The sequence below is a fragment of the Knoellia sp. AC549 genome, assembly GCF_979258975.1.
Genome location: NZ_OZ409890.1, coordinates 3556607 through 3582575, shown reverse-complemented (window position 1 = coordinate 3582575; position 25969 = coordinate 3556607). Strand labels below are relative to the sequence as shown.

The following is a 25969-nucleotide window of genomic DNA, read 5'->3' as shown; positions in this document are numbered from 1 at the left end:
CTCACGCGTTGAAGAGGTGGCGGCGGATGGAGGCGACGTTGGAGAAGATCCGGACACCGAGGACGACCACGACGCCGGTCGAGAGCTGGCTCCCCACACCCAGCTGGTCGCCGAGGAAGACGATGAACGCGGCGACCACGACGTTGGAGAGGAACGAGATCACGAAGACCTTGTCGTTGAAGATCCCGTCAAGGACCGCCCGGACTGCGCCGAAGACCGCGTCCAGCGCGGCGATGACGGCGATGGGCAGGTAGGGCTGCAGCCACAGGGGCACCTCGGGCTGCATCAGGACACCGGCGACGATGCCGATGACCAGGCCCAGTGCGGGGATCACGACGAGTCTCCTTCGGGCGAGGGCGATGCTGGCGCCTTGACCTTATCCGCGGGGACGGCTGCTCGGGTCCCCAGCGTGGCCGAGGCCGGAATCGTGACCTCTTTGCGGACGGAGGTCTCGACCCTGATGCCGAAGGAGCTCTTCAGCGTCGAGAGGTAGGTGCCACCGTTGCCGTCGGCGAAGGCCGCCGGCATCTTGCCCGGGTCGCCGATGGCTGTGACGACGTAGGGGCGCTTGAGGGGGCGGTAGTCGACGAGGATGGCCTCCCCCGCGAAGCGGATGGACGCCGTCGAGGTCAACCGCTGGCCGTTGATCGAGACTGCCTCGGCGCCGGCCTCCCAGAGGCTGTTGGTGAGGATCTGCAGGTCGCGGGCGAAGACGTTGCCGTCGGTCGAGCCCGCATCAGCGCGAGGTTCACTGTTGGAGCCGGCGTCCTCCGAGCTGGGCGCGTCGTCGACGGTCACGACGAACCCCGGGCCGCGCACCGGGACCGCCCCGGTGACGAGCGCGAGGCGCTCGACCTCCTGGGCCAGCGACTCGCTCACGTCACGCAGGGTCGCCGCGTCGAGGGTCGCGATCTCGGACCGGAGCGTTCCAGCTTGCGCGGCACGCGTGTCCACGACGGCCTGCTGCTGCTCGATGCGCTCGATGAGGCTGGCCTTGGTGCGCTCCTTGGTCGTGTCGCCGCCACGCAGCTGCATCGCGGCGATCCCGACGAGGACACCGATGACCACCGCGAAGAGGACCAGTGCCGGCGAGCGCAGGCTCGTGGCCCGTGGGAGCCCGGCCCTCTCGCGGCGTTCCGCAGCAGCTGCGTACCCCGAGTCCAGCGGACGCTCCAACATGGACGTGAGCAGCGTCATGGACGCGTCGGGGCGGCGGGGGAGCTCGTGACCTGCGGACTCATCGGGCACCACGGCGAGCGATCAGCGCACGGAGCTGGACGGCATACAGGATCCCCGCAACCCAGTAGAGGACGATGCCCCACCACGCGAAGCCCCACCCCACGGGGCGCATGAAGCTCGCCAGTGCACCGTCCCCGTCGGCCATGAGCAGCGCCGGGAACGCGTAGAGGAGGTTGAAGGTCGCGGCCTTGCCGATGAAGTGGACGGGCAGCCCGGTCCAGCCGTGGCGCTTGGCGATGAGGACGACGACGCCCATGAACGCCTCACGGGCGAAGAGCACCACGACGAGCCACCAGGGGATGATGTCGCGCCACGCGAGACCCACGAGGGTGGTGACGATGTAGAGGCGGTCGGCGATGGGGTCGAGCAGCTGGCCGACGCGCGAGACCAGCCCGTAGTGGCGCGCGATCTTGCCGTCCAGGTAGTCGGTGATCCCCGAGGCCATGAGGATGACGAGGGCGATGGCGTCGTGCTGCGTGGCGATCGCCCAGATGAACACCGGGACGCCGAGAAGTCGCAGTGCCGAGAGCGCGTTGGGCAGGGTGACGACGCGGTCGACGGGGTCGCTGTCGGTCCCCCGAACGCTCTCACCCGCAGTCATGGCTGCAGCCTATGTGCTCGTGTCTACAGTCGGTTCATGACTTCCCGCATCCTCGCCGGCGACGCTGCGACCTGGCGTTCGCGCCGCACCGGAGTGAAGTGGGGGCACTACCCCGACGACGTCCTGCCGCTCTGGGTCGCTGAGATGGACGCCACCGCGTGCGAGCCCGTCGTCGAGGCCGTGAGCGCGGCCCTGCGACGTGGTGACACGGGATATCCGCTCGGGGCCGACTTCGTCGACGCGGCCGTGGAGTATGCCGCGGACACCTGGTCGTGGACCATCGACCCGACCCGCGTGACCCCCGTGGCCGACGTCATGATCGGGGTGGCCGAGCTTGTCCGGTGCGTCACCGACCCGGGTGGTCCGGTCGTGGTGTCGTCGCCCGTCTACAACGCGTTCTTCGACTTCGTCGCCATGACGGGTCGTCGCGTGGTCGACGCCCCGCTGTCCGGCGGGCGACTCGACCTCGCGGCGCTGGACCGGACGTTCGCCGAGGTGACCGCACAGGGTGGGCGGGCGGCATACCTGCTGTGCAACCCGCAGAACCCGACGGGCACGGTCCACATGGCCTCGGAGCTCGCGGCCCTGGCCGCGCTCGCGGACCGCCACGGGGTCGTCGTCATCGCCGACGAGATCCACGCGCCGATCGTCCATGACGGCCCGTTCACTCCCTACCTGTCGGTGCCGGGCGGGCAGCAGGGGGCGAGTCTCATGTCGGCGTCGAAGGCGTGGAACCTCGCCGGCCTCAAGGCAGCCCTCGTCGTCATCGGCAGGGACGCCCGGAGCGAGCTGGCGCTCCATGAGGCACACACGCACGGAGCGAGCCACCTCGGTCAGATCGCGGCCGTCGCGGCCTGGACCGACGGGCGCCCGTGGCTCGCCCAGGTCACGGCGGAGATCGCCGACAACCGCGTGCGGCTGGGTCGACTGCTCGCCGAGCACCTCCCGGAGATCAGGTATGCCGCACCGGCCGCGACCTATCTGGCGTGGCTCGACTGCCGAGGGCTCGGCCTGGGCGACGACCCGGCCTCGGTCTTCCGCGAGCGGGGGCGGGTGGCCCTCTCGTCGGGCCCGACCTTCGGCGACACCGGACGTGGACACGTCCGGCTCAACCTCGCGACGTCTCCGGATACTGTCACCGAAGCCGTCCGGCGCATGGCAGGGTCGCTCGGGTGAATCCCGATGTGACCCGATGGCTGCTCACCGCGACCGAGCGCGACAACCCCCACACGCGGCTCGACGACGCGCACCCGGGACAGCAGGCGTGGTCGACCGGCAACGTCGTGCGTCCCCTCGTCGACGGCGCGACCTACTTCGCCGAGCTGCACCGGGTGCTCGAGGCCACGACGGAGGGCGACCTCGTCCTGTTCGCCGGCTGGCGGATCGACGGCGACGAGCAGCTCACCGACGACCCGTCGAGCACCCTGCTCAGAGTCCTCGACCGGGCGGAGAACCGCAAGGTGCACGTGCGTGTCCTGGTCTGGCGCTCCCACACCGAGCAGCTCGACTTCTCGGCCGAGAAGAACCGTGAGGTCGCCGAGGAGCTCGCCGACGAGGACGACGAGCACGCCGAGGTGCTGCTCGACATGCGGGTCCGCCGCAGCGGGTCGCACCACCAGAAGTTCGTCGTCGTCCGACACCGCGACGACCCCTCGCGTGACATCGCGTTCGTCGGCGGCATCGACGTGGCCCACTCCCGACGCGACGACTCCGACCACCATGGTGACCCCCAGCGGCAGACGCTCGCCGACGAGTACGGCCCCAGCCCCGGCTGGCACGACGTCCACTGCGCCATCACGGGCCCCGCGGTCGCCGACGTGGAGACCGTGTTCCGGGAGCGCTGGGAGGACCCCGACCCGCTCACCCCGGCGTGGCACTCGCGGCTGCGCGACCGGCTGAGCAGGGTGCAGCACGAGGCGAGCCCCTTGCCGCCCACCGGTCCCGCCCCCGAGCCGGTCGAGGGCGGCACGCACGTCGTCCAGCTGCTGCGCACCTACCCGCACCGTCACCTCGGCCGGGCCTACCCGTTCGCTCCGCAGGGTGAGCGCTCCATCGCCCGGGCCCACCTCAAGGCCATCGGGCAGGCGCGCGAGCTCATCTACATGGAGGAGCAGTACCTCTGGTCGTCCTCGGTGACCTCGGCGCTCGCCGACGCGCTGACCGACAACCCGGGGCTGCACCTCGTCTCGGTCCTCCCCCACCGCCCCGACCTCATGGGTGCGGCCGAGCTGCTGCAGCTCGAGGGCCGGTTCGAGGCGATCGCCCAGCTGACCGCAGCGGCACCGGACCGCTTCGCGGCATACGGCATCGAGAACTCCACGGGCTGGCCCGTCTACGTGCACGCCAAGGTCTTCGTCATCGACGACTGGTACGCAACGATCGGCTCCGACAACGTCAACCGACGCTCGTGGACCCACGACTCGGAGCTGACGGCGCTCGTCCTCGACGAGGCGTCCACCGACCACTCGCCCTTCGCTCGCTCGCTACGACTGCGACTCGCGGCCGAGCACCTCGACCGCCCGCTCACGGGACCGGCGCATGAGAGCGCCCTGGCGGACTGCGTCTCGGCCTCGGGGATGTTCGACACGTTCGCCGCGTCCGCGACGGCGCTGCAGACCTGGCGCGACGGTGGGATGCTCGGCCAGCGACCGGCCGGGAGGCTTCGACGGGTCCACGAGCCGGACATCGGTCGGGCGCTCCGGCGGGTGCTGGAGGTGCCGCAACGCCTGCTCGGAGACCCCGACGGGCGGCCGACGACGCTGCGACGGCGGCGGTCGTACTGACCTGGGGCCTGCGCGCTGAACCGATTCGGCCGGGACTACACGCATGGGATATGGTTTCGTTCGCTCGCCCGGCAACGGTTGAGCGAGCCACGGGCTGTGGCGCAGCTTGGTAGCGCACTTGACTGGGGGTCAAGGGGTCGCAGGTTCAAATCCTGTCAGCCCGACGTTCGGACCCTGACCCCTCAACGCGGGTCAGGGTCCTTCTGTTGCTTCGTCGGGTGCGACGCAAGAACCTTCGCCCCGGTCCTCCGCTACGCAGAGGTCACTGTCGCGCGGAGCCTTCGACCGTGAGCTCCGGCTCGGGGGTCTGAGGCGCCGTCAAGGGCAGCACCATGACGACGGTCGTGCCCTCGCCCTCGACCGACTGGAGCTCCAGCTCGCCGTGGTGTGCGTCGATGATGGCCCGGACGATGGCCAGGCCCAGCCCGGTGCCGGGGATCGCGTGCTCGGTGGCGTTGCTCGCCCGGAAGAACCGCGAGAACATCTGCGCCATGTCGGCCTCCGGGATGCCGATCCCCTCGTCCCGGCACTGGATGCGCACTCGCGTGGCCTCGACCATGGCGGCGACCGACACGGTGCCGCCGGTCCGTGAGAACTTCACGGCGTTGCCGATGACGTTGGTCAGTGCCCGACCCAGCTGCAGCGGGTCGCCCTGGAGGATGCAGGTGCCCGGGACGGCCAGGACCTCGAGCCGCACCGAGTTTGCCGTCGCCTGCGGCTGCAGGTCCTGGACGACGTCGGCCACCAGGGACCCGATGTCCACGGGCACGAAGCTGGGGTCGAGGCCACGGGTCTCGATCCGGTTGAGGACGAGGACGTCCTCGATGAGACCCCGGAGCCGGACGGTGTTGCGGTCGATCACCCCGAGGGCCTTGACCTGCGCCGGCGACAGCTCGCCGAGGTCTCCGTCCTCGAGCATCTCGAGGTAGCCGGCGATCGAGGTCAGCGGGGTCCGCAGCTCGTGGCTGACGGTTCCGACGAACTCGTCCTTCTGCCGGTCCAGGGCCTCGAGCCGCGCGACGAGCTGGGCCTGCTGCCTCACCCGCTCGCCGGTGAGGAAGCTGCGCGCGGTGTAGGCGGTGGCCTGCTGGAGGGCGCTGCGCTCGTGCGGCGTCCACGTGCGCGCCGTGGGTGAGATGAGGAGGATCCCCCCGATGACACCGTCCCCCACCCCGAGCGGAGTGCCGAGGAAGGCGCCGACGGGCAGCTGCTCGGCCAGGCTCACGACGAAGGGGTGGTGACGCATCGGGTCGTGGGCGAGGTCCTCCGTCATGAGCAGGGTCCCCGACACCCAGTCGCCCCGGGCGATGCTCTCCCGGGAGACCGGAGGCACGAGGACGACCCGCGACCCGTCGAGCACGTCCGGTGGCCACGACGCCGCCAGGCGCCAGCGGCCGTCCGCGCCGCCCTCCGTCGGCTCTGCCGTGAAGATGGCCGCGGTGGTCGAGGTCGCCTCGGCCAGGACCTCCGCGGTGATCGCCAGGGCCTCCTGCGGCTCGACCCGGCCGCGCAGCCGGGTGGCGAGCGAGAGCGTGACCTCCTGCATCCGGATGGCGTCCTGCTGGTCGGCCTCGAGCGAGCGGGTCACTGAAGTGAGGTGGTTGAAGTTGGCCGCGAGCTCGCGCACGTCCCGGGGGCCCGCCGTCTCCCGGGCCAGGGCGGTGCGGTCCCCTCTGCTCTGGGCGTGCACGACCTGGCGCAGTGCGTCGATCGATCCGGTGAGCGACCTCGCGATGCGCCACCCGGCATACAGGGCGATGACGGTCGCGAGCAGTGCGCCGCCGGCGAGGAGCACCACGGCGTCGCGAAGCTGGCCCGTGGACGCCTTGCGAGCGGCGATGCGCTGGGCCGTGAGGTCCTGGCCGATCGCCGCATTGGCCGCGCGGACCTCGTCGAACACCCTCTTGCCACCTCGGTAGTCCAATGTGCCCCGGGTGGCCAGGAGCGACCTGGACTCGTTGGCGTAGTCCCACCACGCAGCGATGGCTCGGTCCTGCGTGGCGAGCCTCTCGGACCAGCGAGGGAGCTCGGGACCAAGCACCCGGCGCAACGCCTGCTGCTGGGTCGTGACGCGCCGCTGGGCACCGTTGAACGGCTCGAGCAGCACCTGGTCGCGGGAACCGTCGTACCCACGCAGGCCGGTCTCGGCGTCGGTGAGGATCTGGAGGATGGACGCGTTGGCGTCGGCCGCCGGTCCGTTGAGCGTGGCCAGGTCGTCGACCTGGCGGTAGGCGCCCAGCACGGCCACGGTGCCCGTGACCACCGCGAGGAGCATCAGTCCGACGAGGATGAAGACGAGTCGCCGCAGGCGCTGGGTGACCGTCAGGGCCGCGACGTTCACGTCTTCGTCTTCTCGCCGAGGCCCACTCGCGTCATGGTGCCCCAGACCTGCTCCCGGCCGCGCAGGCTCGCCCACCAGCCCTGCAGTCGCCACCAGGCGGTGAGCTGGCGGTAGCCGATGTTCTCCGCCACCGCCGCGAGGAGCATGACGCCGAGGTCGCGCCACCGCGTGTACTTGCGGAAGGTCATCTCCTCGAGAGTCATCGCGGCGAGCGTCACGAGGATGGCGTAGCCATAGGCGACGAGCATGAACAGGAGCGCGAAGGGGACGTTGATGACGTCGAGGGCGAGCCCGAGGATGACCAGCAGGAGACCTCCGAACTCCAGCAACGGAGCGAGGAGCTCGAACAGCCAGTAGTAGGGCACGGCGAGCATCCCGACCTTGCCGTAGCGCGGGTTGAGCATCATGTGCTTGTACTTCCACAGCGTCTCCCAGAGACCCCGGTGCCAGCGTGCCCGCTGCTTCCTCAGCACCTGGGTCGTGGAGGGAACCTCGGTCCAGCACACAGGTTCGCCCACAAACTGGACCCGGTAGTCGCGACCCTCCCGGCGCAGGTGCTGGTGCACCCGCATGAGGACCTCGAAGTCCTCCCCGATGCTCGTGGTGTCCAGGCCGCCGACCTCGACGAGCACGTCGCGCCGGAAGACGCCGAACGCGCCGGAGATCAGCACGAGCGCCCCGAGCCGGGACCAGCCGGCGCGGCCGATGAGGAAGGCACGGAGGTACTCGACGACCTGGATCCGCGGCAGGAGCTGGCTCGGCATCCGGGGCTCCACGAGTCGCCCGGCGACGACGCGGCTGCCGTTGGCCGCGCGGATGACTCCCCCGGCAGCCACCATCCGGGTCGGGTCGTCCGCGAAGGGCACCGTGACGGTGAGCAGGGCGTCGGGGTCGAGGATCGAGTCCGCGTCGACGAAGACGAGGAGCTCACCGGCCGCGGCGTTGATGCCGACGTTGACCGCATCGGAGCGCCCCGAGTTCGTCTTGCGGATGATCGTCAGGGGGGTGCGACCGTTGCGGGGCACGTGGACCGACAGCACCTCGGCGCGCACCGGCAGCTCGCGCGGGATCTCGCGGTCCACCTCCACGAGGTCGAAGGCCTCGGCGAGCACCACGAAGGTGTCGTCCTTGCTCCCGTCGTCGACGCACACGACGTCGTGGTGCGGGTAGCGCAGCGAGAGCAGCGACTGCACCGACTGCACGATGCCTGCGGCCTCGTTGTACATCGGCACGACGAGCGTCACCGACGGCACGAACTCGCTGGCCACCCGCTCCCCGCGGCCGGCCTGCTCCACCCGACGCAGGTGGTGCACGAAGTCCCAGGCCGCGAGGGCGATGAAGACGAGGTAGGACGTGTTGATGAGCACGAAGTAGATGAGGACCGGCCACTGCATCGTCGCCAGCACGTCGATGACGACCTCGCGCAGCCCTGGGACGATCTCGTCGGCATCCATCAGCTGGCCCGCTCCGAGCCCTGCAGGTCGAGCAGCTGAACGGCCCCACGGACCGCGGACCGCGCGAGCTCCGGCGCATCGGTGTCGTGCGCCGTGCGGCGCAGAGCCCGCCGTCCCTCGTCGGACTGAGCGAGCGAGGAGGCCGAGGCCACCGCCAGGAAGCGGTCCTCGTCGGCCAGGACCGAGACGAGCACTGCGACGGCGTCGGTGCCCCCCAGCTCGCCGAGCGCCCGGGCGGCCGCGCGTCGCACCACGGCTGGCTCCTCGGGCGCGAGCAGGCGGGCGACCGCGGGGACGTCCTCCGGCCGGCCGACGGCGCCGAGCGCCTCGGTGGCGCTCACGCGCACCGTCCGGTCGGGGTCGGTGGCCGCCAGCCGCGCCAGTCGGGGCGCGCAGCCGATGAAGAGGCTGTGGCCCGCCACGGCTGCGGCGACGTTGCGGACGCCGGGATCGGAGTCCTCGAGCCCCATGGACACGGCTGGCCCGGCCTCGACGCCCAGCTGGGTGAGGGTCTGCATGGCGACGGTGGCGGGCACTCCGGGGCCCGACCGTCGGGTCCGGACGGCGAGCAGGACTGCCTCGGCGGCCTCGGACCCGGCACCTGCGCCGATGGCGCCGACGGCCCGGGCGGCGACGATGCGCACCTCCCCGGAACGGTCGGACAGCATGCGCACGATGTCGTCGGTGAGGGCCGGGTCCCGCAGCAGACCGAGCGTGCGCGTCGCGCGTGCGCGACGCACACTGGACGCCGCGTCTAGGGAACGCAGGGCGGTGGACACGCCGTGGCGCTGGCGCAGGACGGCGACGAGGTCCTCCGCCGGGGCGCCGCGCACCTTGGTCAGGAGGTCGACGAGGGCGCGGTCGAGGACCGTGCCCGCGACCCGGTCGTCGACCAGGCGTCGGCGGGACTTGCCTGACGGGTCCTCCCCCGCACCTACGGCGATGAGGTCGGTGCGCAGGGGTGCCAGCCGTTCGTGCGTGGTCGTGGCGGAGTGCTGGATCCACACCCGGCTGACGATGACGACGAAAGCCAGGACGACGCACAGACCAAGCACGGCGACGAGGACCTCGTCGAGCAGGCTCTGGCCGACGGGGAGCGCGTCGATCACCTCGGTCGTGCGACGAGGGCCGCGATGCGGTGGACGAGCTCGCGCGGGCTGAACGGCTTGATGAGGTAGTCGTCGGCACCGGTCGAGAAGCCCATGTCGACATCGGTGTCGCGAGAGCGCGCGGTGAGCAGGACCACCCGCACGTGGCGCAGCGCCTCGTCGGCGCGGATCTCGCGCAGGACGTCGATCCCCGAGAGCCCCGGCATCATCACGTCGAGAACCGCGAGGTCAGGTGGGTCGCGCCGGATCTCCTCGAGGGCGTCGACGCCGTTGGCGCTGGCTCGCACCGTGTATCCGGACTGGGTGAGCTTGAGCTCCACCAGGTCCCGGATGTCGGCGTCGTCGTCGGCCACGACCACGTCCACCACTGTCGGCTGCACGGATGCCCCCTCTCTCGGGCCATCAGCGTATAGCCACTGACTAGTCAGTGGGGACCACAACGCGCCGAGAGGCGTGGTTCGGGAGAACCACAGACGCGCTTCCGCAACGCGTCAGCGGCGAGAGCGCTTCTCGCGAACTCGGACCGACACCTCGATGGGGGTGCCCTCGAAGCCGAACTCCTCGCGCAGGCGACGCTCGACGAACCGGCGGTAGCCGGCCTCGATGAACCCCGAGGCGAACAGCACGAACCGTGGGGGCCGGGTCGAGGCCTGGGTCGCGAAGAGGATGCGAGGCTGCTTGCCGCCGCGCACGGGGTGCGGGTGGCCGGCGACGATCTCGCCGAGGAAGGCGTTGAGACGGCCGGTGGGGACGCGGGTGTCCCAGGAGTCCAGCGCCGTCTCGAGCGCCGGCACGAGGCGGTCCATGTGCCGGCCGGTCGAGGCCGACACGTTGACCCGCGGGGCCCACGGGATCTGGACGAGCTCACGCTCGATCTCGCGCTCGAGGTAGCGGCGCCGCTCCTCGTCGGTGAGGTCCCACTTGTTGTAGGCCACGACGAGGGCCCGACCGGAGTCGACGACCTGCTGGATGACGCGGATGTCCTGCTCGGTGATGGACTCCGAGGCGTCGACGAGGACGACCGCGACCTCGGCCTTCTCCAGAGCGGTCTGCGTGCGCAACGAGGCATAGAAGTCGGCGCCGCGGGTCTGGTGGACCCGGCGGCGGATGCCGGCGGTGTCGACGAAGCGCCACGTCTTGCCGCCGAGCTCGATGAACTCGTCGACCGGGTCGCGGGTCGTGCCGGCGACGTCGTCGACGACGACTCGCTCCGAACCGGCGAGCTTGTTGAGCATCGAGGACTTGCCGACGTTGGGGCGTCCCAGCAGGGCGACGCGCCGCGGGCCCCCTCGCTGGTAGGCGCTCACGGCGGACTTGTCCGGCAGCACGGCCAGGATGGCGTCGAGGACGTCACCACTCCCCCGGCCGTGCAGCGCCGACACCGGCCACGGCTGCCCGAGCCCGAGGTTCCAGAGGGCGGCCGCATCGGCCTCGGTGCGCTGGTCGTCGACCTTGTTGGCCACGAGGATGACGGGCTTGCCCGAGCGCCGGAGCAGCTTGACGACGTTCGCGTCGTCATCGGTGGCACCGACGACGGCGTCGACGACGAAGAGGACGGCGTCCGCGAGCTCGACGGCGATCTCGGCCTGCTCGGCGACGCGCAGGTGGATGCCCTTGGCGTCGACCGCCCAGCCCCCGGTGTCGACGAGGGTGAAGCGGGTGCCGGTCCACTCGGCGTCGTAGGCCACGCGGTCACGGGTCACGCCCGGCACGTCCTCGACGACGGCCTCGCGCCGCCCGATGATGCGGTTGACCAGGGTGGACTTGCCGACGTTGGGTCGCCCGACGACGGCGACGACCGGGACGGCAACCTCGAACGCGTCGTCAGGCAGGGAGCCGTCGCCGCGGTCGACGAGGGCGAGGTCCTCCTCGCTCAGGTCGAAGTCCTCCAGGCCCGCTCGCAGCGCATGCGTGACGGACTCGTCCAGCGACCCGTCGTCGGTCACGGTCTCGTCGGTCTCGGGGGTGTTCATACCATCCATTCTCCCTCAGGCGAGCGGATGCTCGGTCCCACACGTCCGGGCGCACGTCGCTCGGTTGCTCGATGCAGTGCGGCCTGCGACCGGTATGCCGTCCGCGCCCGTCACCGAGACGGGGCGCAACCCGAGGGTCAGAAGGCTGTAGGAACGCTGACCGCCATCTGGATCGGGTCGTGGGGACTGCGGATGTCCGGCCCCCTCCAGAGCGGTTCGTTCGTGAGGGAGGCCGGCTTGTAGAAGCCGTCGATGCCCAGGCCCGCGAGGCACGATCCGCCCACCGGTGCGACCCGAGATGTCGTTGGGGTCCTCGCCCACGGTCTTGTTCCAGTCGCCGCCGAGCAGCAGACGTTGCGGGTGGGCGTTCGAGAGCGCGACGACGTTGTCCGCCATCACGGCATACGGGCTGCCCGGTCCGGTCGCGCACCGGTCCGGCGGCATGTGCACCGAGGCCGCCACGACCGTCGCGCCGTTGCGGAGGTGCACGTCGGCGACGGCGATCCACCTCGTCTGGATGCCTCCGTCAGGACAGGAGCCTCCGTCCGTCCCCTTGACGAGGCGGAAGTTCTGCACCGCATCCGTCGCGCGCACGGCGCTGCGCCTGATCGCCAGGGCGCTGCCACGGGTGGACTCCGACGTGGTGTCCTGACGCACGATCCACGTGTCGCTGTCGATGATGTGGTGCAGGTCGACGTCGCGGGCCTCCCGGAACATCACGACGTCGGCGTACGGGGCGTACCTGCCGAAGTCCGCCTTCACCCGGTCCGGGGTCAGGGCGAAGTCGACGTTGACCGTCACAAAGCGGACCCGCTGCGCCTCAGCGGCCTGCGCAGGTGCGGCGGAGAGGATGGTCGTCAGTGCAGCGACAGCGACCGCAGCGACACCCGACGCGGCCCTGGTCCGTGCGGCTGTGGTGGTCATCGGTTCCTCCTGGGTTTCGACGTCCCTGACGGGGAACGTTCGAACGAGCCTGATCGGCCGCCCTGCGAAACCGCTGCGAAACCACTGCCCTCAGGGGTGCCTCAGTGTGCGTCGGGCTCGGCGTGCCCGGCGATCGAGGCCACGACGGCCAGGACGGCCTCGACGCTCTCGTCGAAGTCGAGGTTTGAGGTGTCGACGGTGACCACACCGTCGGCGGCGACCGTGAACTGCGAGACAGCGGAGTCGTCGCGGTCGCGTCGCAGCACCTGGTCACGGGTCGCGGCGATCGCCGCCTCGTCGGCGGAGCCGTGGACCTCCGCCGACCGGCGGCGCAGGCGGGCCTCCTCGCTCGCGGTGAGCAGGATGCGCACCAGTGCGTCGGGCGCGACGACGGTCGTGATGTCCCGGCCCTCGGCGACGACGCCTCCGGTCGCGTCGGAGATCGCGGCCATCCGGTCGCGCTGCGCCTGCTGGAGGACGGGTCGCACCCCCGTGTTGGTGGCGACCTTGGACACCTCGGCGCTGATGGCCGTCGTGCGGATGTCGGCCGTGACGTCGGTGCCTCCGACGACGACCCGCTGGTCGCCGGGGTCGGTCGACAGCTCGAGCGGCAGTGCCTCCGCGGCGACGACGACGGCCGCTTCGTCGGTGAGTGCGACACCCTGGTCGAGGCACCACCAGGTCAGTGCGCGATACATGGCGCCCGTGTCGAGGTAGCCGATGCCGAGTCGGTCCGCGACGGCCCGGGAGACACTTGACTTGCCCGACCCGGAGGGACCGTCGATGGCGATGGTGAGCAGGGTCTGGTCGCGCGACATGGCGGTCAGCCTAGGCGTTCACGGTTCACCCGATCACGGGGGCGAGAGCTGGCGCGCCACGCTCAGCCGTGCAGCCGCCAGCCACGCTCCTCAAGACCCTCGGCGAGTGCGGTCGCGGCGCCGGGGACGACGTCGATCTCGGCCAGCCCGAACGCCTGACCGAGGCCGTGGTCGAGGTGGAACTCCTCGATGTTGGTCCCGGTCGCACCGACGTCGGCAAAGAGCCGGCCGAGCTGTCCCGGCTCGTCGGGGATGAGCACCCGGACGGTCGTGTATGCCGTGGGCGCCGCTCCGTGCTTGCCGGGGATGCGTGCGTGGCCGGCGTTGCCCGCGGCGATCGCGCGGGCCAACGTGCCGCGGGCGCCGGGGGCGTCGTCGTCCGTGCCCAGCGCGTCGAGGGCGGCGATGACACCGTCGAGGTCCGTGGCGAGCGAACCGAGGACGTCCCTCACGGCGGAGGCGTTGCCCGAGAGGATCTGCGTCCAGAGGTGCGGATCGCTCGCGGCGATCCGGGTGACGTCACGCAGCCCCTGCCCGGACAGGGCGACCGAGGACTCGGCCAGGTGCTCCAGGCGTGCGGCGACGAGGCTGGCCATGAGCTGCGGGACGTGCGAGACCGAGGCCACCGCTGCGTCGTGCTCGTCGGGAGCGAGCGTGATGACCTCTGCACCGACGGAGCGGGCGACCTCCGCCACCGTCTCGTATGCCGTGTCACCGGTCTCCGCGGTGGGCGTGAGCACCCAGGCCCGGCCGTGGAAGAGGTCCTGACGACCGGCGACGGCCCCGCTGCGCTCACGACCGGCCATGGGGTGGGAGCCGCAGAAACGGACGAGATCGGCTTCACGAGAACGCAACCCGTCGATGACCGCGCCCTTGACCGACGCCACGTCGGTGACGACGGCGCCCGGCCAGCGCTCGAGCGCCACGGCGACGCAGGACGCCGTGACATCCGGCGGGGTCGCCACGACGACGAGCACCGGGTCACCCTCGGCGGAGGTCTCCCCCGCCCCCAGGTCCCGGGCCAGTGCCGCGTTGGTGCTCGAGATGTCCTCGAGAGTCACACGGCGACCCGCCTGCGAGAGCGCCAGTCCGAGACTGGTCCCGATCAGCCCGGTGCCGATGATGTGCACCCGCGCCTGGAGCGGGCTCTGCGTCACATCCCCGCCGCGGTGTGGAGATCCCCGACCTCGCCCTTGGTGAGGCGACGGAACTTGCCGGGTTTGGTGTCGCCGAGCCGGATGGGACCGATCTGGGTGCGCACGAGCGAGAGCACCGGGTGCCCGGCCTCGGCCAGCATCCGGCGGACGATGTGCTTGCGACCCTCGTGCAGGACCACCTCGACGATCGCCTTACCCGGCTGGCTGTCGACGACCCGGAACGAGTCGACCTTGACCGGCCCGTCCTCGAGCTCGATGCCGTCGCGCAGCTTCCTGCCCAGGTCTCGCGGGACGGGCCCGCGGATCTGCGCGAGGTAGGTCTTGAGGACGCCGTACTTGGGGTGCTGCAGCCGGTGGGCGAGGTCGCCGTCGTTGGTGAGGAGGAGCAGGCCCTCGGTGTCGGAGTCGAGACGACCGACGTGGAAGAGGCGCTCCTTGCGGTCGCCGAAGTAGTCGCCGATGTCGATGCGACCGAGGTCGTCGTTCATCGAGGTGACGACGTTGAGCGGCTTGTTGAAGGCGAGGTAGACGCGTGACTCGTCGAGCGTCACCCGCACTCCGTCGACGTGGACGACCTGCTCGGAGTTGATGCGGACACCGAGCTCGGTGACGATCTGGCCGTCGACCTCCACCCGCCCCTCCGTGATCATCTGCTCGCAGACGCGACGCGAACCCACCCCTGCAGAGGCGAGGAGCTTCTGGAGGCGTATGCCGTCCGGGTCGTGCACGTCCTTCTTGGCGACCTTGGGTCGGTCGGGCATGCCCGTGGGCTGGCTCTTCTTGGTCGTCCCGACGCCACGGGGGCGCCCTCCGCCCGCAGCAGCGCTTACACCGCTGGCGCCGCCGGCACGACCAGCACCGCCAGCACCGCCGGCGCGACCGCCGGACGTCGGGCCGCGGTCACCGGGCTTCTTCGCGGGTCCGCCGCGTCGGCTCTGCGGCGGGGTCATGCCCGGCCGCTCTCTGCGATCTCGTCGAGCACGTCGACCTCCGGAAGGTAGGGGGCTAGGGCGGGTAGGTCATCGAGCGTCTGCAGTCCGAGCCGCTCGAGGAAGTAGGGGGTCGTGCCGTAGAAGGTGGCGGTCGACTCCTCGTCGGTGCCGACCTCCTCGATCAGGCCTCTGGTGAGGAGGGTGCGGATGACGCCGTCGACGTTGACGCCGCGCACGGCCGACACCCGTGAGCGTGACACAGGCTGGCGGTAGGCGATGACCGCCAGGGTCTCGAGCGAGGCCTGCGTGAGCCTGGCCTGCTGTCCGGCGAGGATGAAGCGGCTCACCACGGGGGCGTAGTCGGAGCGGCTGTAGATCCGCCAACCACCGCCGACCTCGCGCAGGGTGAAGCCACGCTGCTGCGCGGCATACCCCTCCTCGAGCTCGACCAAGGCGGCCTCGACGTCGGGGACGGGGACCTCGAGGGCGGACGCGATCTCGAGCTCGGTCACGGGTTCGTCGACGACCATGAGGACGGCCTCGATGGCGCTCCTGAGGCCACCCGGGAAGTCGTGGACGTCGAACGCCAGCTGGATCTGGGACTCGTGCTCGACGACTGATTCCTCGAGCATCTCGGTCGTGGGTGTGTCACTCATGGTCAGCCTCTCGCTGATCGGTGGGTGCGTCTTCGTCGTCCGGTGCAGCCGGGGCGGGCAAGGCGTCCTGGACGGGCCCCGGCTCGTCGATCCCGGGCTCGGTCTCGTCGAACTCGTCGGTGACCTCGATGTCGCCCTCCATCGGACCGGTCCAGCGCACCGTGAGCTCCCCCAGCGCCTCGGCCTGCTCGAAGGAGATGGACGACTCGCGGAAGAGCTCGAGGAGGGCGAGGAAGCGGGCGACGATGACGAGTGTGTTGTCGGCGTCGCGGACGAGGCTGCGGAAGGACGAGACGCCCTCGCGCCGCAGCCGCTCCCCGATGATGCTCGCCTGCTCGCGCACGCTGACCGCTGGAGCATGCAGGTGTCCGAGACCGACGACGTCAGGGACCTTGGGCGTCAGCGCGTGCGCCGCGATCATCGCCAGCTGGTCAGGCGTGATCGTCATGACCAGCTCGGGCAGGAGCTTGGCGAACTGCGGCTCGATGCCGGCCTGGCGCGCCGTCATCCGGCCCGCCGTCGTCATCCGCTCGTCGAAGGTGCGGGCGATGTCCTTGAACGCGCGGTACTGGAGCAGCCTCGCGAAGAGCAGGTCGCGTGCCTCGATGAGGGCGAGGTCCTCCTCGTCCTCTGGACCCGCCTGCGGCAGCAGCCGGGCCGCCTTGATGTCGAGCAGGGTCGCGGCGACGAGCAGGAACTCCGAGGCCTGCGAGAGGTCCCAGACGTCGCCACCCTTGGCCTGCTCGGTCTTGATGTGGGCGATGAACTCGTCGGTGACCTTGGCGATCGCGATCTCGGTGATGTCGAGCTTGTGCTTGGAGATGAGACCGAGGAGGAGGTCGAACGGCCCCGAGAAGACGTCGAGATGAACCTCGAAGGCCGTCGTGGCTGCCCGTCGGGTGAGAACTCCGCCGGGGGCCTCGGTCATGGTCTCAGGCTGCTCCGCCACGGGCGATGAGCTCTCTGGCCAGCTGGCGGTAGGCGCCGGCACCCTTATGGGTGCTGTCGTAGGTGGTGATCGGCTCGGCGGCGAGCGAGGCGTCCGGGAACTTCACCGTGCGGCTGATGACCGTGTGGAAGACGCGGTCGCCGAAGTGCTCCACGACGCTCGCCACGACCTCCTTGGAGTGGAGGGTGCGGCTGTCGTACATCGTCGCGAGGATGCCGTCGACCTCGAGGCGGGGGTTGAGCCGGTCGCAGATCTTCTCGATCGTCTCGATGAGCAGGGCCACACCGCGCATGGCGAAGAACTCGCACTCGAGCGGGATGAGCACGCCGTGCGCTGCGGTGAGCGCGTTGACCGTGAGCAGGCCGAGCGAGGGTTGGCAGTCGATGAGGATGACGTCGTAGTCGTCGAGGACCGGACGCAGCACGCGCGCGAGGATCTGCTCGCGCGCGACCTCACCGACGAGCTGGACCTCGGCGGCCGACAGGTCGATGTTGGCCGGGATGACGTCGAGGTTCTCGACCTTGGTCTGGACGATGACGTCGCGCACGTCGTGGCCGCGCTCGGTGAGCAGGTTGTAGACGGTGACGTCGAGCTGGTGGGCGGGGATGCCGAGTCCGACGGAGAGGGCGCCCTGCGGGTCGAAGTCGACCAGGAGCACCCGTCGGCCGTACTCCGCCAGGGTCGCTCCGAGGTTGATGGTGGTCGTGGTCTTGCCGACGCCACCCTTCTGGTTGCACATGGCGATGACCCGCGCCGGACCGTGGCTGGCCAGAGGAGGCGGCTCGGGGAAGACGGGCATCGGGCGCCCGGTGGGGCCCATCTGTCCACGACCGGCGTCCTCGGTCCCGGGCAGGTGTCCGTGTCGGCTCGTGGGGCCGGTGGTCTCATCCACTTCGGTCACCACGGCCTCGATGTTCGACGAATCCATCTCTCTCCCGGAACTGGCGTGCAGGCGGTCAGCGTCCCGCTGATCGCCACGAACCCTATCAGCGCGCACGCGGATGACTCTGGGCGTAGACCTCGCGCAGCTGCTGCACGGTGACGAGCGTGTAGACCTGCGTCGTCGTCACCGACGCGTGCCCGAGCAGCTCCTGGACGACGCGCACGTCCGCGCCGCCTTCGAGCAGGTGGGTGGCGAACGAGTGCCGCAGCGTGTGCGGCGAGAGATGGCCAGAGAGGTCGGCGCGGGCCGCCGCCGCCCGCAGGATCGACCAGGCACTCTGGCGCGAGAGCCGCGACCCCCGCTGGTTGAGGAAGATCGCCGGGGTCCCGGTGCCCTTGGTCGAGAACGTCCCACGACCGCGGACGAGGTATGCCGTGAGCGCCTCCCTGGCGTAGGAGCCGAGCGGCACGAGCCGTTGCTTGCCGCCCTTGCCCTCGAGCCGGACCACTCCCGCCTCACGGTCGACGTCGTCGATGTCGAGCCCGACCGCCTCCGAGATGCGGGCACCGGTGCCGTAGAGGAGCTCGAGCAGTGCCCTGTCCCGCAGCGAGGCGGGGGTGTCGCCCACGGCCGCCGCGTCGAGGAGGCGCTGGACCTCGCTGACACTGATCGCCTTCGGCAGTCGCGACGGCGGAGGGGGTGGGCTGACCGCAGCCGCCGGGTCGGCGTCGAGGTCACCCTCCAGCGCGAGGAACCGGTGCAGCCCCCGGACCGAGACCAGGGTCCGGGCGGCAGAGTTCGCGGCGAGGGCCGGGTGGTCCTCGTCGCCCTCGCGCAGCCGGGCGAGGAACTCGCCGACGTGCTGCTCGGTCACCTCGGCGGGATCGTCGATCCCGACCACGGCGAGGTATGCCGTCCAGCGCCCCAGGTCACGCCGGTAGGCCTTGAGCGTGTTGGCCGACAGACCTCTCTCGACGTCGAGGTGCGTCAGCCACGACCGGACGGCGCGGTCGACCCCGCTCAGCCGAGGACCTCCGCCAGCGGGCGGTGCCCGAGTCCGTGGGCCTCGGCGACGGGGCCGTAGACGATCTCCCCCGCGTGCGTGCTGAGCCCCAGAGCGAGCGACTGGTCGGCCCGGGAGGCCTCGCGCCAGCCACGGTCGGCGAGCCGGACGGCATACGGAAGGGTGGCGTTGGTCAGCGCCCACGTGCTCGTGTTGGGCACCGAGCCCGGCATGTTGGCGACGCAGTAGAAGATCGAGCCGTGGACCTGGTAGGTCGGGTCAGCGTGGGTCGTCGGACGGGTGTCCTCGAAGCAGCCGCCCTGGTCGACGGCGATGTCGACGAGGACCGAGCCCGGCTTCATCTGCGAGACGAGCTCGTTGGAGACCAGCGTGGGCGCCTTGGCCCCGGGGACGAGCACGGCCCCGATGACCATGTCGGCCTCCATGACCTGCTGGCGGATGGCGAGCGTGGACGAGGCGAGGCCGTGGACGCGGTTGTTGTAGCGCCAGAAGCTCATCCGGGAGCTTGTCGAGGTCGGTGTCGAGCAGGGTGACGTCGGCGCCCATGCCCAGCGCGATGTTGGCGGCGTTCTGGCCCGAGACACCGGCGCCGATGATGACGACCTTGGCGTTGGCGACACCGCCGACACCGCCCATGAGCACGCCACGTCCACCCTGCGGCTTCATGAGTGAGTGGGCACCCACCTGCGGGGCGAGGCAGCCGGCGACCTCGGACATCGGGTAGAGCAGGGGCAGCAGACCTGACGGGAGCTGGACCGTCTCGTAGGCGATCGAGGTCGTCCGCTTGGCGACGAGCTCCTTGGTCAGGCGCTCGTCGGCGGCGAGGTGGAGGTAGGTGAAGAGGGTGAGGTCCTCGCGCAGCCGGTGGTACTCCTGCTCGATCGGCTCCTTGACCTTCATGACCATCTCGGCCTCGGCCCACACGTCATCGGCGCTGTCGATGATCCGCGCCCCCTGCGAGACGTACTCGTCGTCGGTGATCGACGACCCGAGGCCCGCGCCCTTCTGGACGTACACCTCGTGACCGTGCTTGACGAGCTCGTGCACGCCGACCGGCGTGATGCCGACGCGGAACTCGTTGTTCTTGACCTCGCTGGGGATACCGATGCGCACCTGCTGACTCCTTCGTCCTAGGGCTGCGGTGGGTGTGCCGCGGTGCGAGTCTAGGACCTGTGAAGCTCTATGCAGACCTGCCCGGACGACGGCTCGTCCAGATCCTCGCCGACCTCGCGCTCCTGGCCTGGCTCGCCCTGTGGGCGTGGGTGGGGCGTCGCGTCCATGACGTCACGATGGCGCTCGCCGAGCCAGGGCGCCGGCTCCAGGGAGCTGGTACCGGCTTCCGCGAGAAGCTCAACGCCGCCGGGGACGGCGTGGACGACCTGCCCCTGCTCGATGACCGCGTTGCCGGACCGTTCCGGTCCGCAGCCGGCGCCGGCACTGACATCGAGCAGGCCGGCACCGACCTCATCAGCGCGGTCGAACGCCTCGCCCTGCTTCTCGGGTGGACGACCGCGCTCGTGCCGATCCTCATCGTCGCGATCTGGTGGGCGGTCGCCCGGGGCCGGTTCGTGCGGCGCGCTTCCGCGGCTCAGCGGTTCATCGACGCCGACGCCGACCTCGACCTCTTCGCGCTGCGTGCCATGGCCAACCAGCCGATGACCACCCTCGCCAAGGTCTCGGCGGACCCGAGCGGCGCCTGGCGCCGGGGTGACCGCGAGACGATCAGGGCGCTGGCCCTGCTCGAGCTCAAGGACTCGGGTCTGCTGCCACCACGGACGGCCTGAGATCCTGCGCCGGCGGCTCCCACGTCGCGGGGTCGGCGTCCACCTGGTCACCTGAGCGGATGTCCTTGACCTGGTGTGCGACGTCCCCGGCACCGGGAAACCACACGAAAGGTATGCCGCGCCGGTCGGCATACCGGATCTGCTTGCCGAACTTCGCGGCGGTCGGGGCGACCTCGCACGCGATGCCGCGGGCGCGCAGCGCCCGGGCGACCGCGGCCGACTTCCGGCGCGAGTCCTGCTCGACGACGGCGACGAGGACGGCTGCCGGCGTGGCGCGCGAGGCCGTCACGAGGCCCTTGCCGAGCAGGAGACCGAGCAGGCGCGAGACGCCGATCGAGATGCCGACTCCCGGGTAGGTCGTCCTGCCGTCGCTCGCGAGGGCGTCGTAGCGGCCGCCCGAGCAGAACGAGCCCCACGACTCGTAGCCCTCGAGCTGCGTCTCGTAGACGGTGCCGGTGTAGTAGTCGAGGCCGCGGGCGATCTTGAGGTCCGCGACCATGGCGCCGGGCGCGTTGTCGAGGCCACTCCGGATGACGGCGCTGAGGGCTGCGAGGCCCTCGTCGAGGGTCGGGTGGTCGACCCCCAGGGCGCGCACCTGGTCCACGAACGAGAGGTCCTCGGTGCGGATCGCGGCGAGCGCAAGGCACTGGTCGGCCTGCTCCTCTGTCCGCCCGGCCTCGACGAGGAGGGTCCGCACCTTGGCCGGGCCGATCTTGTCGAGCTTGTCGACGATGCGCAGCGTGCCGGCGACGTCGTCAATGCCGATGCCGATTCCCAGGTAGAAGCCCTCGGGGATCTTGCGGTTGTTCACCTGGATCGTCATTCGGCCGATGGGCAGCCTGCCGAAGATCTCGGCGATGACGAGCGGGATCTCGGCCTCGAAGTGCGGGCTGCTGCCCCACGTCGACGACGTCGATGTCGGCCTGGGTGAACTCGCGGTAGCGGCCCTCCTGGGGTCGCTCCCCCCTCCAGACGCGCTGGATCTGGTAGCGGCGATAGGGGAAGGTCAGCCTGCCGGCGTTCTCGAGGACGAACCGGGCGAAGGGCACGGTGAGGTCGAAGTGCAGACCGAGCTCCGGCTCTTTGGCGGACGACTCCCCACGGTCGGCGAGGCGTGACACGGCGTAGATCTCCTTGTCGGCGTCACCGCCCTTGCCGACGAGGCGCTCGACCGGCTCGACGGCGCGCGTCTCCAGCGAGGTGAACCCGTGCAGCTCGAAGGTCTCGCGGATGACGTCGAGGAAGTGCTGCTCCACGATGCGTTCGGCCGGGAGGAACTCGGGGAAGCCGCTGAGCTTGGTGACCTTCACGCGCCCAATCCTTGCAAATCGGTGGGCTGAGGATGCATCGGGGTAGTTAGCAGGTGCGCTGGTGTCCAACGCGAGCGCCAGATAGATAACCCGAGTGCTCAGGCTTCCGTCTGGTCGGCAGGCTTCGATGTGCTGCCTGCGTCCTTATCCATGACTGCTTGTCTCTGTTGCTTCATGTAATCAGCGACGAACTCGTCGGAAAATTGCTCGAACGCGTCTGGATCAGTGACCCAGGCTGCAAGGGGCCAATGGGCCGCAGCCAACTGTGCTCTCAAGGCCGTCCGGTCTCGCGAAGTCCAAGCCGCATTGATGTCGGTTACTGCATCGGTCAGTGCGGTTGAGAGCCGGGGCGATGTTCTGGCCGAGAGGACGAAGATGTGGAGCAGCCCGGTGGTGGCCCGCTGGAGGTGAGCAAGGTCTGGCGTCTGACCGTCCATCAACGAGGTCGCGAGGTCGGCAAAGAGGCGCTCGACTTGGCCGATCTGCTCGGTCAATCGCTCTCGTGCGCGATCGTCGGATTCCCGAGCCCATTGGACATCCATGGCGTCCCGAGCTGCCTTGGCTGCCATCCGGCCCCCAACAACCGCGCCAACGACCGAGCCCACGAGAGACCCTCCAACTCCGATAAGCGCAGCAGCCATTGCGGGATCCATGTTTCGACCGTATCCATGTAGGCGCTCACACACAGACGGAACCCGTGAGGCTGGCCTTCACGCGCAAGCGACGCGGGTCAGGTATTCAATCCTCGCAGGTAGGGGTTGGTGCTCCGCTCACGGCGCATCGACGTCGCCGAGCCATGGCCGGGGAGGACCAGGGTGGAGTCGGCCAACGGCAGGACGACGTCTCGCAGCGAACGTTCCATGGCGGAGCCGTCGCCCCCCGGCAGGTCCGTGCGCCCGATGGAGCCGGCGAAGAGGACGTCGCCCGTGACCATGGTGCGGTCGAGCTCCTCGGGCGCGCGGACGCCGTCGGGCAGCCGGTCGAAGCCGAACATCACCGAGCCCTCGGTGTGGCCCGGCGCATGCAGCACCTCCAGGTCCAGCCCCGCCAGCGTCAATGACTGGCGGTCGGTCACCTCGACGACGTTGCCCGGCTCGGTCCACGTCGCCTTCTGACCGAACTGCTGCTCGAGCATCCCGACGAGGCCAGCGCTCGCCGATCCGAGCGGGTCGGCGAGGCGGTAGCGGTCGTCCGAGTGGATGTATGCCGCGGTGTCGCCTCCGCAGACGGGCGTCACCGAGTAGACGTGGTCGATGTGCCCGTGGGTGAGCAGGACCGCTGTCGGCTTGAGGCGGTGCTGGGTCAGGACCTCGCGCAGGGTCTCCTCGATCCCGATGCCGGGGTCGACGACGAGGCACTCCTCACCCTCACCCGTGGCGAGGACGTAGCAGTTGGTGCCGAAGGCTGCGGCAGGAAAGGCGATGGTCAACACGCCGCCCAACCCTAGTCGGGTGAGCACCCGGCATACCTCGTCCCTAGACTCACCCGGGTGACGAAGAAGCAGGAACGCGACCGGGCCCGGCGTCGGTGGGAGAAGCAGCAGGCGACGCAGGCTGCTCGCACGGAGAGGCGTGCCCGCAACAGGCGGGTCGCGGCGATCGTGGCCACCGTCGCGGTCGTGCTGGCGCTCGTCGTCGGGTTGACCATCGCGCTCCGTCCGGAGCAAGCCGCTGAGCCCGCCCAGACCGCGGCTGGCTGCACGCCACCTCCGCAGCCGCTGGGCACGTCGGCCAAGCTCACTCTGCCCGACAAGGCGACCGCCAAGGGCGCCACCTGGACGGCCACGATGACGACGAACTGCGGTGACATCGTCATCGACCTCGACGGGGCCAAGGCACCGCAGGCCGTGGCCTCGTTCATCCAGCTGGCTCGCGCGGACTACTGGCTCAACTCCCCCTGCCACCGCCTGGGTGTCGGCGAAGGCTTCAAGCTGCTCCAGTGCGGTGACCCCACGGGCGCCGGTGACGGCACTCCCGGCTACGGGTTCGGCGTGGAGAACGCGCCCAAGGACGGCAAGTACAACCGCGGCCAGCTCGCGATGGCCCGCACACCTGACCCCAAGGCCGGCAACGGTGGCCAGTTCTTCATCATCAACGGGGACACCAACCTTCCGGACCCAGCTGGCTACACAATCTTCGGCACGGTGACCAAGGGTTTGGATATCGTCGACAAGGTCGCCGCGGCGGGCGTTCAGCCCGGCGGTGAGTCGAAGACCATCGGTGCCCCAGTGGCACCCATCAGCATCCTTCGGGTTGCAGTGACAGAGAAGAAGGCATAACCGTGAGCGACGAGACGACGAGCACCACCCCCTCGGACGAGTCCGTGGGGGTCCAGGCCGAGACGCCGCCACAGGTCGCGGAGGAGGGTCCCGCAGCGCAGGAGGCTCCCGCTGTCGACGAGACCCCGGCAGCCGAAGAGGCGCCCACGGCCGAGGAGGCGCCCGTCGTCGCAGAGGCTCCCGACGCCGAACAGGCACCCGCGACCGAGGAGACGCCGGCGCCCGCCGAGGAGACACCGGCTCCTGCCGAGGAGACGCCGGCACCGGTCGCACCCAAACCGTCCGTTCCCTCCCCTGCCGCGCTTGCGTCGAAGATGGCGGCCCGCCCCACGCCTCCGGTCACACCACCCGTCGTACACGAGCACTCCGACTCGGCGAAGTTCGGTCGGGTCGACGACGAGGGCCATGTCTTCGTCAAGGTCGGTGACGAGGAACGCGAGGTCGGCTCCTACCCGGGCGCGTCCCCTGACGAGGCCCTGCAGTACTTCGCCCGCAAGTACGACGAGATCGCCGCCTCCGCCGACCTCCTCGTGCAGCGCGTGGCCAACCCGGACGTCGCGGCCAAGGAGGTCGCCGACGGCCTCAGCACCCTCAAGGCCCACATCGCCGACGCCCACGTCGTCGGTGACCTCGCCGCCCTGGACGCCAGCGTCACCGCCATCGAGGCCGCGCTCGCTGCCAAGCGAGAGACCGAGCAGGCAGCGCGTGCCGAGGCACGTGCGGCGGCCACCGTCGAGCGCGAGGCCATCGTCGCCGAGGCCGAGGCGATCGCGGGACAGCATCCGGACCAGACCCAGTGGAAGCAGAGCGGTGAGCGGATGCGCGCGCTGCTCGACACCTGGAAGCAGCACCAGCGCTCCGGGACCAAGCTCGACAAGCCGACCGAGAACTCGCTGTGGCAGCGCTTCAGCCACGCTCGCAACCACTTCGACAAGGGCCGACGCACCTACTTCGCCCAGCTCGACTCCACCCGCGCCGAGGCCAAGGGCACCAAGGAGTCGCTCGTGAAGGAGGCCGAGGCCCTCGCCACGAGCACCGACTGGGGTCCGACGGCACGTGCGTTCAAGAACCTCATGGACCAGTGGCGTCAGGCGGGCCGCGCCTCGCGCACCGAGGACGACGCCCTGTGGGAGCGCTTCAAGACGGCCCAGGACACCTTCTTCAACGCCAAGGACGAGGTCTCTGCCGTCGAGGAGGAGGAGTTCCGCGCCAACCTGGCCGTCAAGGAGGAGCTCCTCAAGGAGGCCGAGCAGATCCTGCCCATCACCGACCTCGAGAAGGCCAAGGCGCAGCTCCGCACGGTCCAGGACAAGTGGGACGCCGCGGGCAAGGTGCCGCGGGCCGACATCGACCGCACCGAGAAGGCGATCCGCCGTATCGAGACCGCCGTCCGCGAGCAGGACGAGAAGAAGTGGAAGTCGTCCAACCCCGAGGTGGCCGCCCGGGCCAACTCGATGGTGACCCAGCTCCGCAGCTCGATCGAGACGATCGAGGCCGACCTCGCCAAGGCCACCGCCTCGGGCAACGAGAAGAAGGTCAAGGACCTCACCGCCCGGCTCGAGTCGCAGCAGGTGTGGCTCAAGCAGGCCGAGGCCGCGGGCGACGAGTTCGGCTCCTGAGCCCTCTCTGAGCGCAGACTGGCGCGCCTACCGGTTGCCGAGCTTTGCGCGGTGAGGTGGGCGCTCAGTCGTCCCCCGACTTCGCGCGCCCGATTCCGGTTCGGCGCGCCTTCGTAGGCCAGCGCGCTCCGTCGT

General features: G+C 70.3%; 23 protein-coding genes, 1 tRNA gene and 2 pseudogenes. 6 read left to right on the top strand and 20 right to left on the bottom strand.

All coding sequences use genetic code 11. From position 1 onward, the window contains the following. Window position 1: 1 nt before the first annotated feature. The 3 genes from ACZZ98_RS17420 to ACZZ98_RS17410 are packed head-to-tail and all read right to left on the bottom strand — an operon-like array spanning window position 2 to window position 1840. Window positions 2-334 (bottom strand): small basic family protein, encoded by a 333-nt coding sequence (locus tag ACZZ98_RS17420; RefSeq protein WP_380089296.1) that lies wholly within the window; start codon window positions 332-334, stop codon window positions 2-4. Beyond that, window positions 331-1248, bottom strand: coding sequence for a DUF881 domain-containing protein (locus ACZZ98_RS17415; RefSeq protein WP_463517421.1), 918 nt, complete (start codon window positions 1246-1248; stop codon window positions 331-333). Before ACZZ98_RS17415 ends, ACZZ98_RS17420 begins: the two co-directional genes overlap by 4 nt. Beyond that, the gene (locus ACZZ98_RS17410; RefSeq protein ID WP_463517420.1) at window positions 1238-1840 is read right to left on the bottom strand and encodes a CDP-alcohol phosphatidyltransferase family protein; all 603 of its coding nucleotides are present in this window, start codon (window positions 1838-1840) and stop codon (window positions 1238-1240) included. Before ACZZ98_RS17410 ends, ACZZ98_RS17415 begins: the two co-directional genes overlap by 11 nt. Window positions 1841-1876: 36 nt before the next feature. On the opposite strand from ACZZ98_RS17410, the gene ACZZ98_RS17405 reads away from it, so the two are divergent. The 3 genes from ACZZ98_RS17405 (at window position 1877) to ACZZ98_RS17395 (ending at window position 4787) form a co-directional block, all read left to right on the top strand. Beyond that, on the top strand, window positions 1877-3016 hold the full coding sequence (locus ACZZ98_RS17405) for a MalY/PatB family protein (protein ID WP_463517419.1): 1140 nt from the start codon (window positions 1877-1879) through the stop codon (window positions 3014-3016). Then, a complete protein-coding gene (locus ACZZ98_RS17400; RefSeq protein ID WP_463517418.1) occupies window positions 3013-4623 on the top strand; it encodes a phospholipase D family protein in 1611 nt (536 codons plus the stop codon). Before ACZZ98_RS17405 ends, ACZZ98_RS17400 begins: the two co-directional genes overlap by 4 nt. Before the next feature lie 90 nt (window positions 4624-4713). Continuing rightward, a tRNA-Pro gene (locus ACZZ98_RS17395) sits at window positions 4714-4787 on the top strand. Window positions 4788-4885: 98 nt separating this feature from the next. Here ACZZ98_RS17395 and ACZZ98_RS17390 read toward each other — a convergent pair. From ACZZ98_RS17390 to ald, 14 genes and pseudogenes are all read right to left on the bottom strand, one after another. Further along, on the bottom strand, window positions 4886-6964 hold the full coding sequence (locus ACZZ98_RS17390) for an ATP-binding protein (protein ID WP_463517417.1): 2079 nt from the start codon (window positions 6962-6964) through the stop codon (window positions 4886-4888). Then, window positions 6961-8418, bottom strand: coding sequence for a glycosyltransferase family 2 protein (locus ACZZ98_RS17385; protein WP_463517416.1), 1458 nt, complete (start codon window positions 8416-8418; stop codon window positions 6961-6963). The genes ACZZ98_RS17390 and ACZZ98_RS17385 overlap by 4 nt, the downstream gene beginning before the upstream one ends. Next, entirely contained in the window at window positions 8418-9527 is a 1110-nt protein-coding gene (locus tag ACZZ98_RS17380; protein ID WP_463517415.1) for a HEAT repeat domain-containing protein, read from the bottom strand. The genes ACZZ98_RS17385 and ACZZ98_RS17380 overlap by 1 nt, the downstream gene beginning before the upstream one ends. Beyond that, window positions 9524-9907 carry a response regulator transcription factor gene (locus tag ACZZ98_RS17375; protein ID WP_463517414.1) on the bottom strand — a complete coding sequence of 128 codons (384 nt, stop codon included), beginning with the start codon at window positions 9905-9907 and terminating at the stop codon, window positions 9524-9526. The genes ACZZ98_RS17380 and ACZZ98_RS17375 overlap by 4 nt, the downstream gene beginning before the upstream one ends. 111 nt (window positions 9908-10018) lie before the next feature. Further along, the gene (der, locus tag ACZZ98_RS17370; RefSeq protein WP_463517413.1) at window positions 10019-11509 is read right to left on the bottom strand and encodes a ribosome biogenesis GTPase Der; all 1491 of its coding nucleotides are present in this window, start codon (window positions 11507-11509) and stop codon (window positions 10019-10021) included. Between the two features lie 6 nt (window positions 11510-11515). Continuing rightward, a complete protein-coding gene (locus ACZZ98_RS17365) occupies window positions 11516-12424 on the bottom strand; it encodes a hypothetical protein (RefSeq protein ID WP_463517412.1) in 909 nt (302 codons plus the stop codon). A 101-nt stretch (window positions 12425-12525) separates the two neighbouring features. Continuing rightward, window positions 12526-13242 (bottom strand): (d)CMP kinase, encoded by a 717-nt coding sequence (gene cmk / locus ACZZ98_RS17360; RefSeq protein ID WP_463517411.1) that lies wholly within the window; start codon window positions 13240-13242, stop codon window positions 12526-12528. A 62-nt stretch (window positions 13243-13304) separates the two neighbouring features. Continuing rightward, window positions 13305-14399, bottom strand: coding sequence for a prephenate dehydrogenase (locus ACZZ98_RS17355; protein ID WP_463517410.1), 1095 nt, complete (start codon window positions 14397-14399; stop codon window positions 13305-13307). After that, entirely contained in the window at window positions 14396-15349 is a 954-nt protein-coding gene (locus ACZZ98_RS17350; RefSeq protein ID WP_463517409.1) for a pseudouridine synthase, read from the bottom strand. The genes ACZZ98_RS17355 and ACZZ98_RS17350 overlap by 4 nt, the downstream gene beginning before the upstream one ends. Next, window positions 15346-15963 carry an SMC-Scp complex subunit ScpB gene (gene scpB / locus ACZZ98_RS17345; RefSeq protein WP_463517805.1) on the bottom strand — a complete coding sequence of 206 codons (618 nt, stop codon included), beginning with the start codon at window positions 15961-15963 and terminating at the stop codon, window positions 15346-15348. Before scpB ends, ACZZ98_RS17350 begins: the two co-directional genes overlap by 4 nt. Before the next feature lie 16 nt (window positions 15964-15979). Then, entirely contained in the window at window positions 15980-16915 is a 936-nt protein-coding gene (locus ACZZ98_RS17340) for a segregation and condensation protein A (protein ID WP_463517408.1), read from the bottom strand. Window positions 16916-16919: 4 nt separating this feature from the next. Beyond that, window positions 16920-17756, bottom strand: a complete 837-nt coding sequence (locus ACZZ98_RS17335) for a ParA family protein (RefSeq protein ID WP_463517804.1) — start codon at window positions 17754-17756, stop codon at window positions 16920-16922. A 166-nt stretch (window positions 17757-17922) separates the two neighbouring features. Further along, on the bottom strand, window positions 17923-18843 hold the full coding sequence (xerD, locus tag ACZZ98_RS17330) for a site-specific tyrosine recombinase XerD (protein WP_463517803.1): 921 nt from the start codon (window positions 18841-18843) through the stop codon (window positions 17923-17925). Then, window positions 18840-19956, bottom strand: a pseudogene (ald, locus tag ACZZ98_RS17325) (alanine dehydrogenase). Before ald ends, xerD begins: the two are co-directional and overlap by 4 nt. Window positions 19957-20015: 59 nt before the next feature. On the opposite strand from ald, the gene ACZZ98_RS17320 reads away from it, so the two are divergent. Next, the gene (locus ACZZ98_RS17320; RefSeq protein ID WP_463517407.1) at window positions 20016-20627 is read left to right on the top strand and encodes a hypothetical protein; all 612 of its coding nucleotides are present in this window, start codon (window positions 20016-20018) and stop codon (window positions 20625-20627) included. Here ACZZ98_RS17320 and hisS read toward each other — a convergent pair. From hisS to ACZZ98_RS17305, 3 genes and pseudogenes are all read right to left on the bottom strand, one after another. Then, window positions 20590-21937: pseudogene (hisS, locus tag ACZZ98_RS17315) on the bottom strand (histidine--tRNA ligase). The gene ACZZ98_RS17320 and the pseudogene hisS overlap by 38 nt on opposite strands. A gap of 98 nt (window positions 21938-22035) precedes the next feature. After that, on the bottom strand, window positions 22036-22431 hold the full coding sequence (locus tag ACZZ98_RS17310) for a hypothetical protein (RefSeq protein ID WP_463517406.1): 396 nt from the start codon (window positions 22429-22431) through the stop codon (window positions 22036-22038). A gap of 236 nt (window positions 22432-22667) precedes the next feature. After that, a complete protein-coding gene (locus ACZZ98_RS17305) occupies window positions 22668-23369 on the bottom strand; it encodes an MBL fold metallo-hydrolase (RefSeq protein ID WP_463517405.1) in 702 nt (233 codons plus the stop codon). A gap of 57 nt (window positions 23370-23426) precedes the next feature. Here ACZZ98_RS17305 and ACZZ98_RS17300 point away from each other — a divergent pair, with 57 nt between their 5' ends. Both ACZZ98_RS17300 and ACZZ98_RS17295 read left to right on the top strand, forming a co-directional pair. Continuing rightward, window positions 23427-24215, top strand: a complete 789-nt coding sequence (locus ACZZ98_RS17300) for a peptidylprolyl isomerase (RefSeq protein ID WP_463517404.1) — start codon at window positions 23427-23429, stop codon at window positions 24213-24215. 2 nt (window positions 24216-24217) lie between these two features. Then, entirely contained in the window at window positions 24218-25834 is a 1617-nt protein-coding gene (locus ACZZ98_RS17295; protein ID WP_463517403.1) for a DUF349 domain-containing protein, read from the top strand. The last annotated feature ends 135 nt before the right edge of the window (window positions 25835-25969 follow it).

Coding starts and splice junctions, on each gene's coding strand:
- ACZZ98_RS17410 (WP_463517420.1), bottom strand. CDS start 1,840: ATGACTGCGGGTGAGAGCGTTCGGGGGACCGACAGCGACCCCGTCGAC.
- ACZZ98_RS17405 (WP_463517419.1), top strand. CDS start 1,877: ATGACTTCCCGCATCCTCGCCGGCGACGCTGCGACCTGGCGTTCGCGC.
- ACZZ98_RS17385 (WP_463517416.1), bottom strand. CDS start 8,418: ATGGATGCCGACGAGATCGTCCCAGGGCTGCGCGAGGTCGTCATCGAC.
- der (WP_463517413.1), bottom strand. CDS start 11,509: ATGGATGGTATGAACACCCCCGAGACCGACGAGACCGTGACCGACGAC.
- ACZZ98_RS17365 (WP_463517412.1), bottom strand. CDS start 12,424: ATGACCACCACAGCCGCACGGACCAGGGCCGCGTCGGGTGTCGCTGCG.
- cmk (WP_463517411.1), bottom strand. CDS start 13,242: ATGTCGCGCGACCAGACCCTGCTCACCATCGCCATCGACGGTCCCTCC.
- ACZZ98_RS17350 (WP_463517409.1), bottom strand. CDS start 15,349: ATGACCCCGCCGCAGAGCCGACGCGGCGGACCCGCGAAGAAGCCCGGT.
- scpB (WP_463517805.1), bottom strand. CDS start 15,963: ATGCTCGAGGAATCAGTCGTCGAGCACGAGTCCCAGATCCAGCTGGCG.
- ACZZ98_RS17340 (WP_463517408.1), bottom strand. CDS start 16,915: ATGACCGAGGCCCCCGGCGGAGTTCTCACCCGACGGGCAGCCACGACG.
- ACZZ98_RS17335 (WP_463517804.1), bottom strand. CDS start 17,756: ATGGGCCCCACCGGGCGCCCGATGCCCGTCTTCCCCGAGCCGCCTCCT.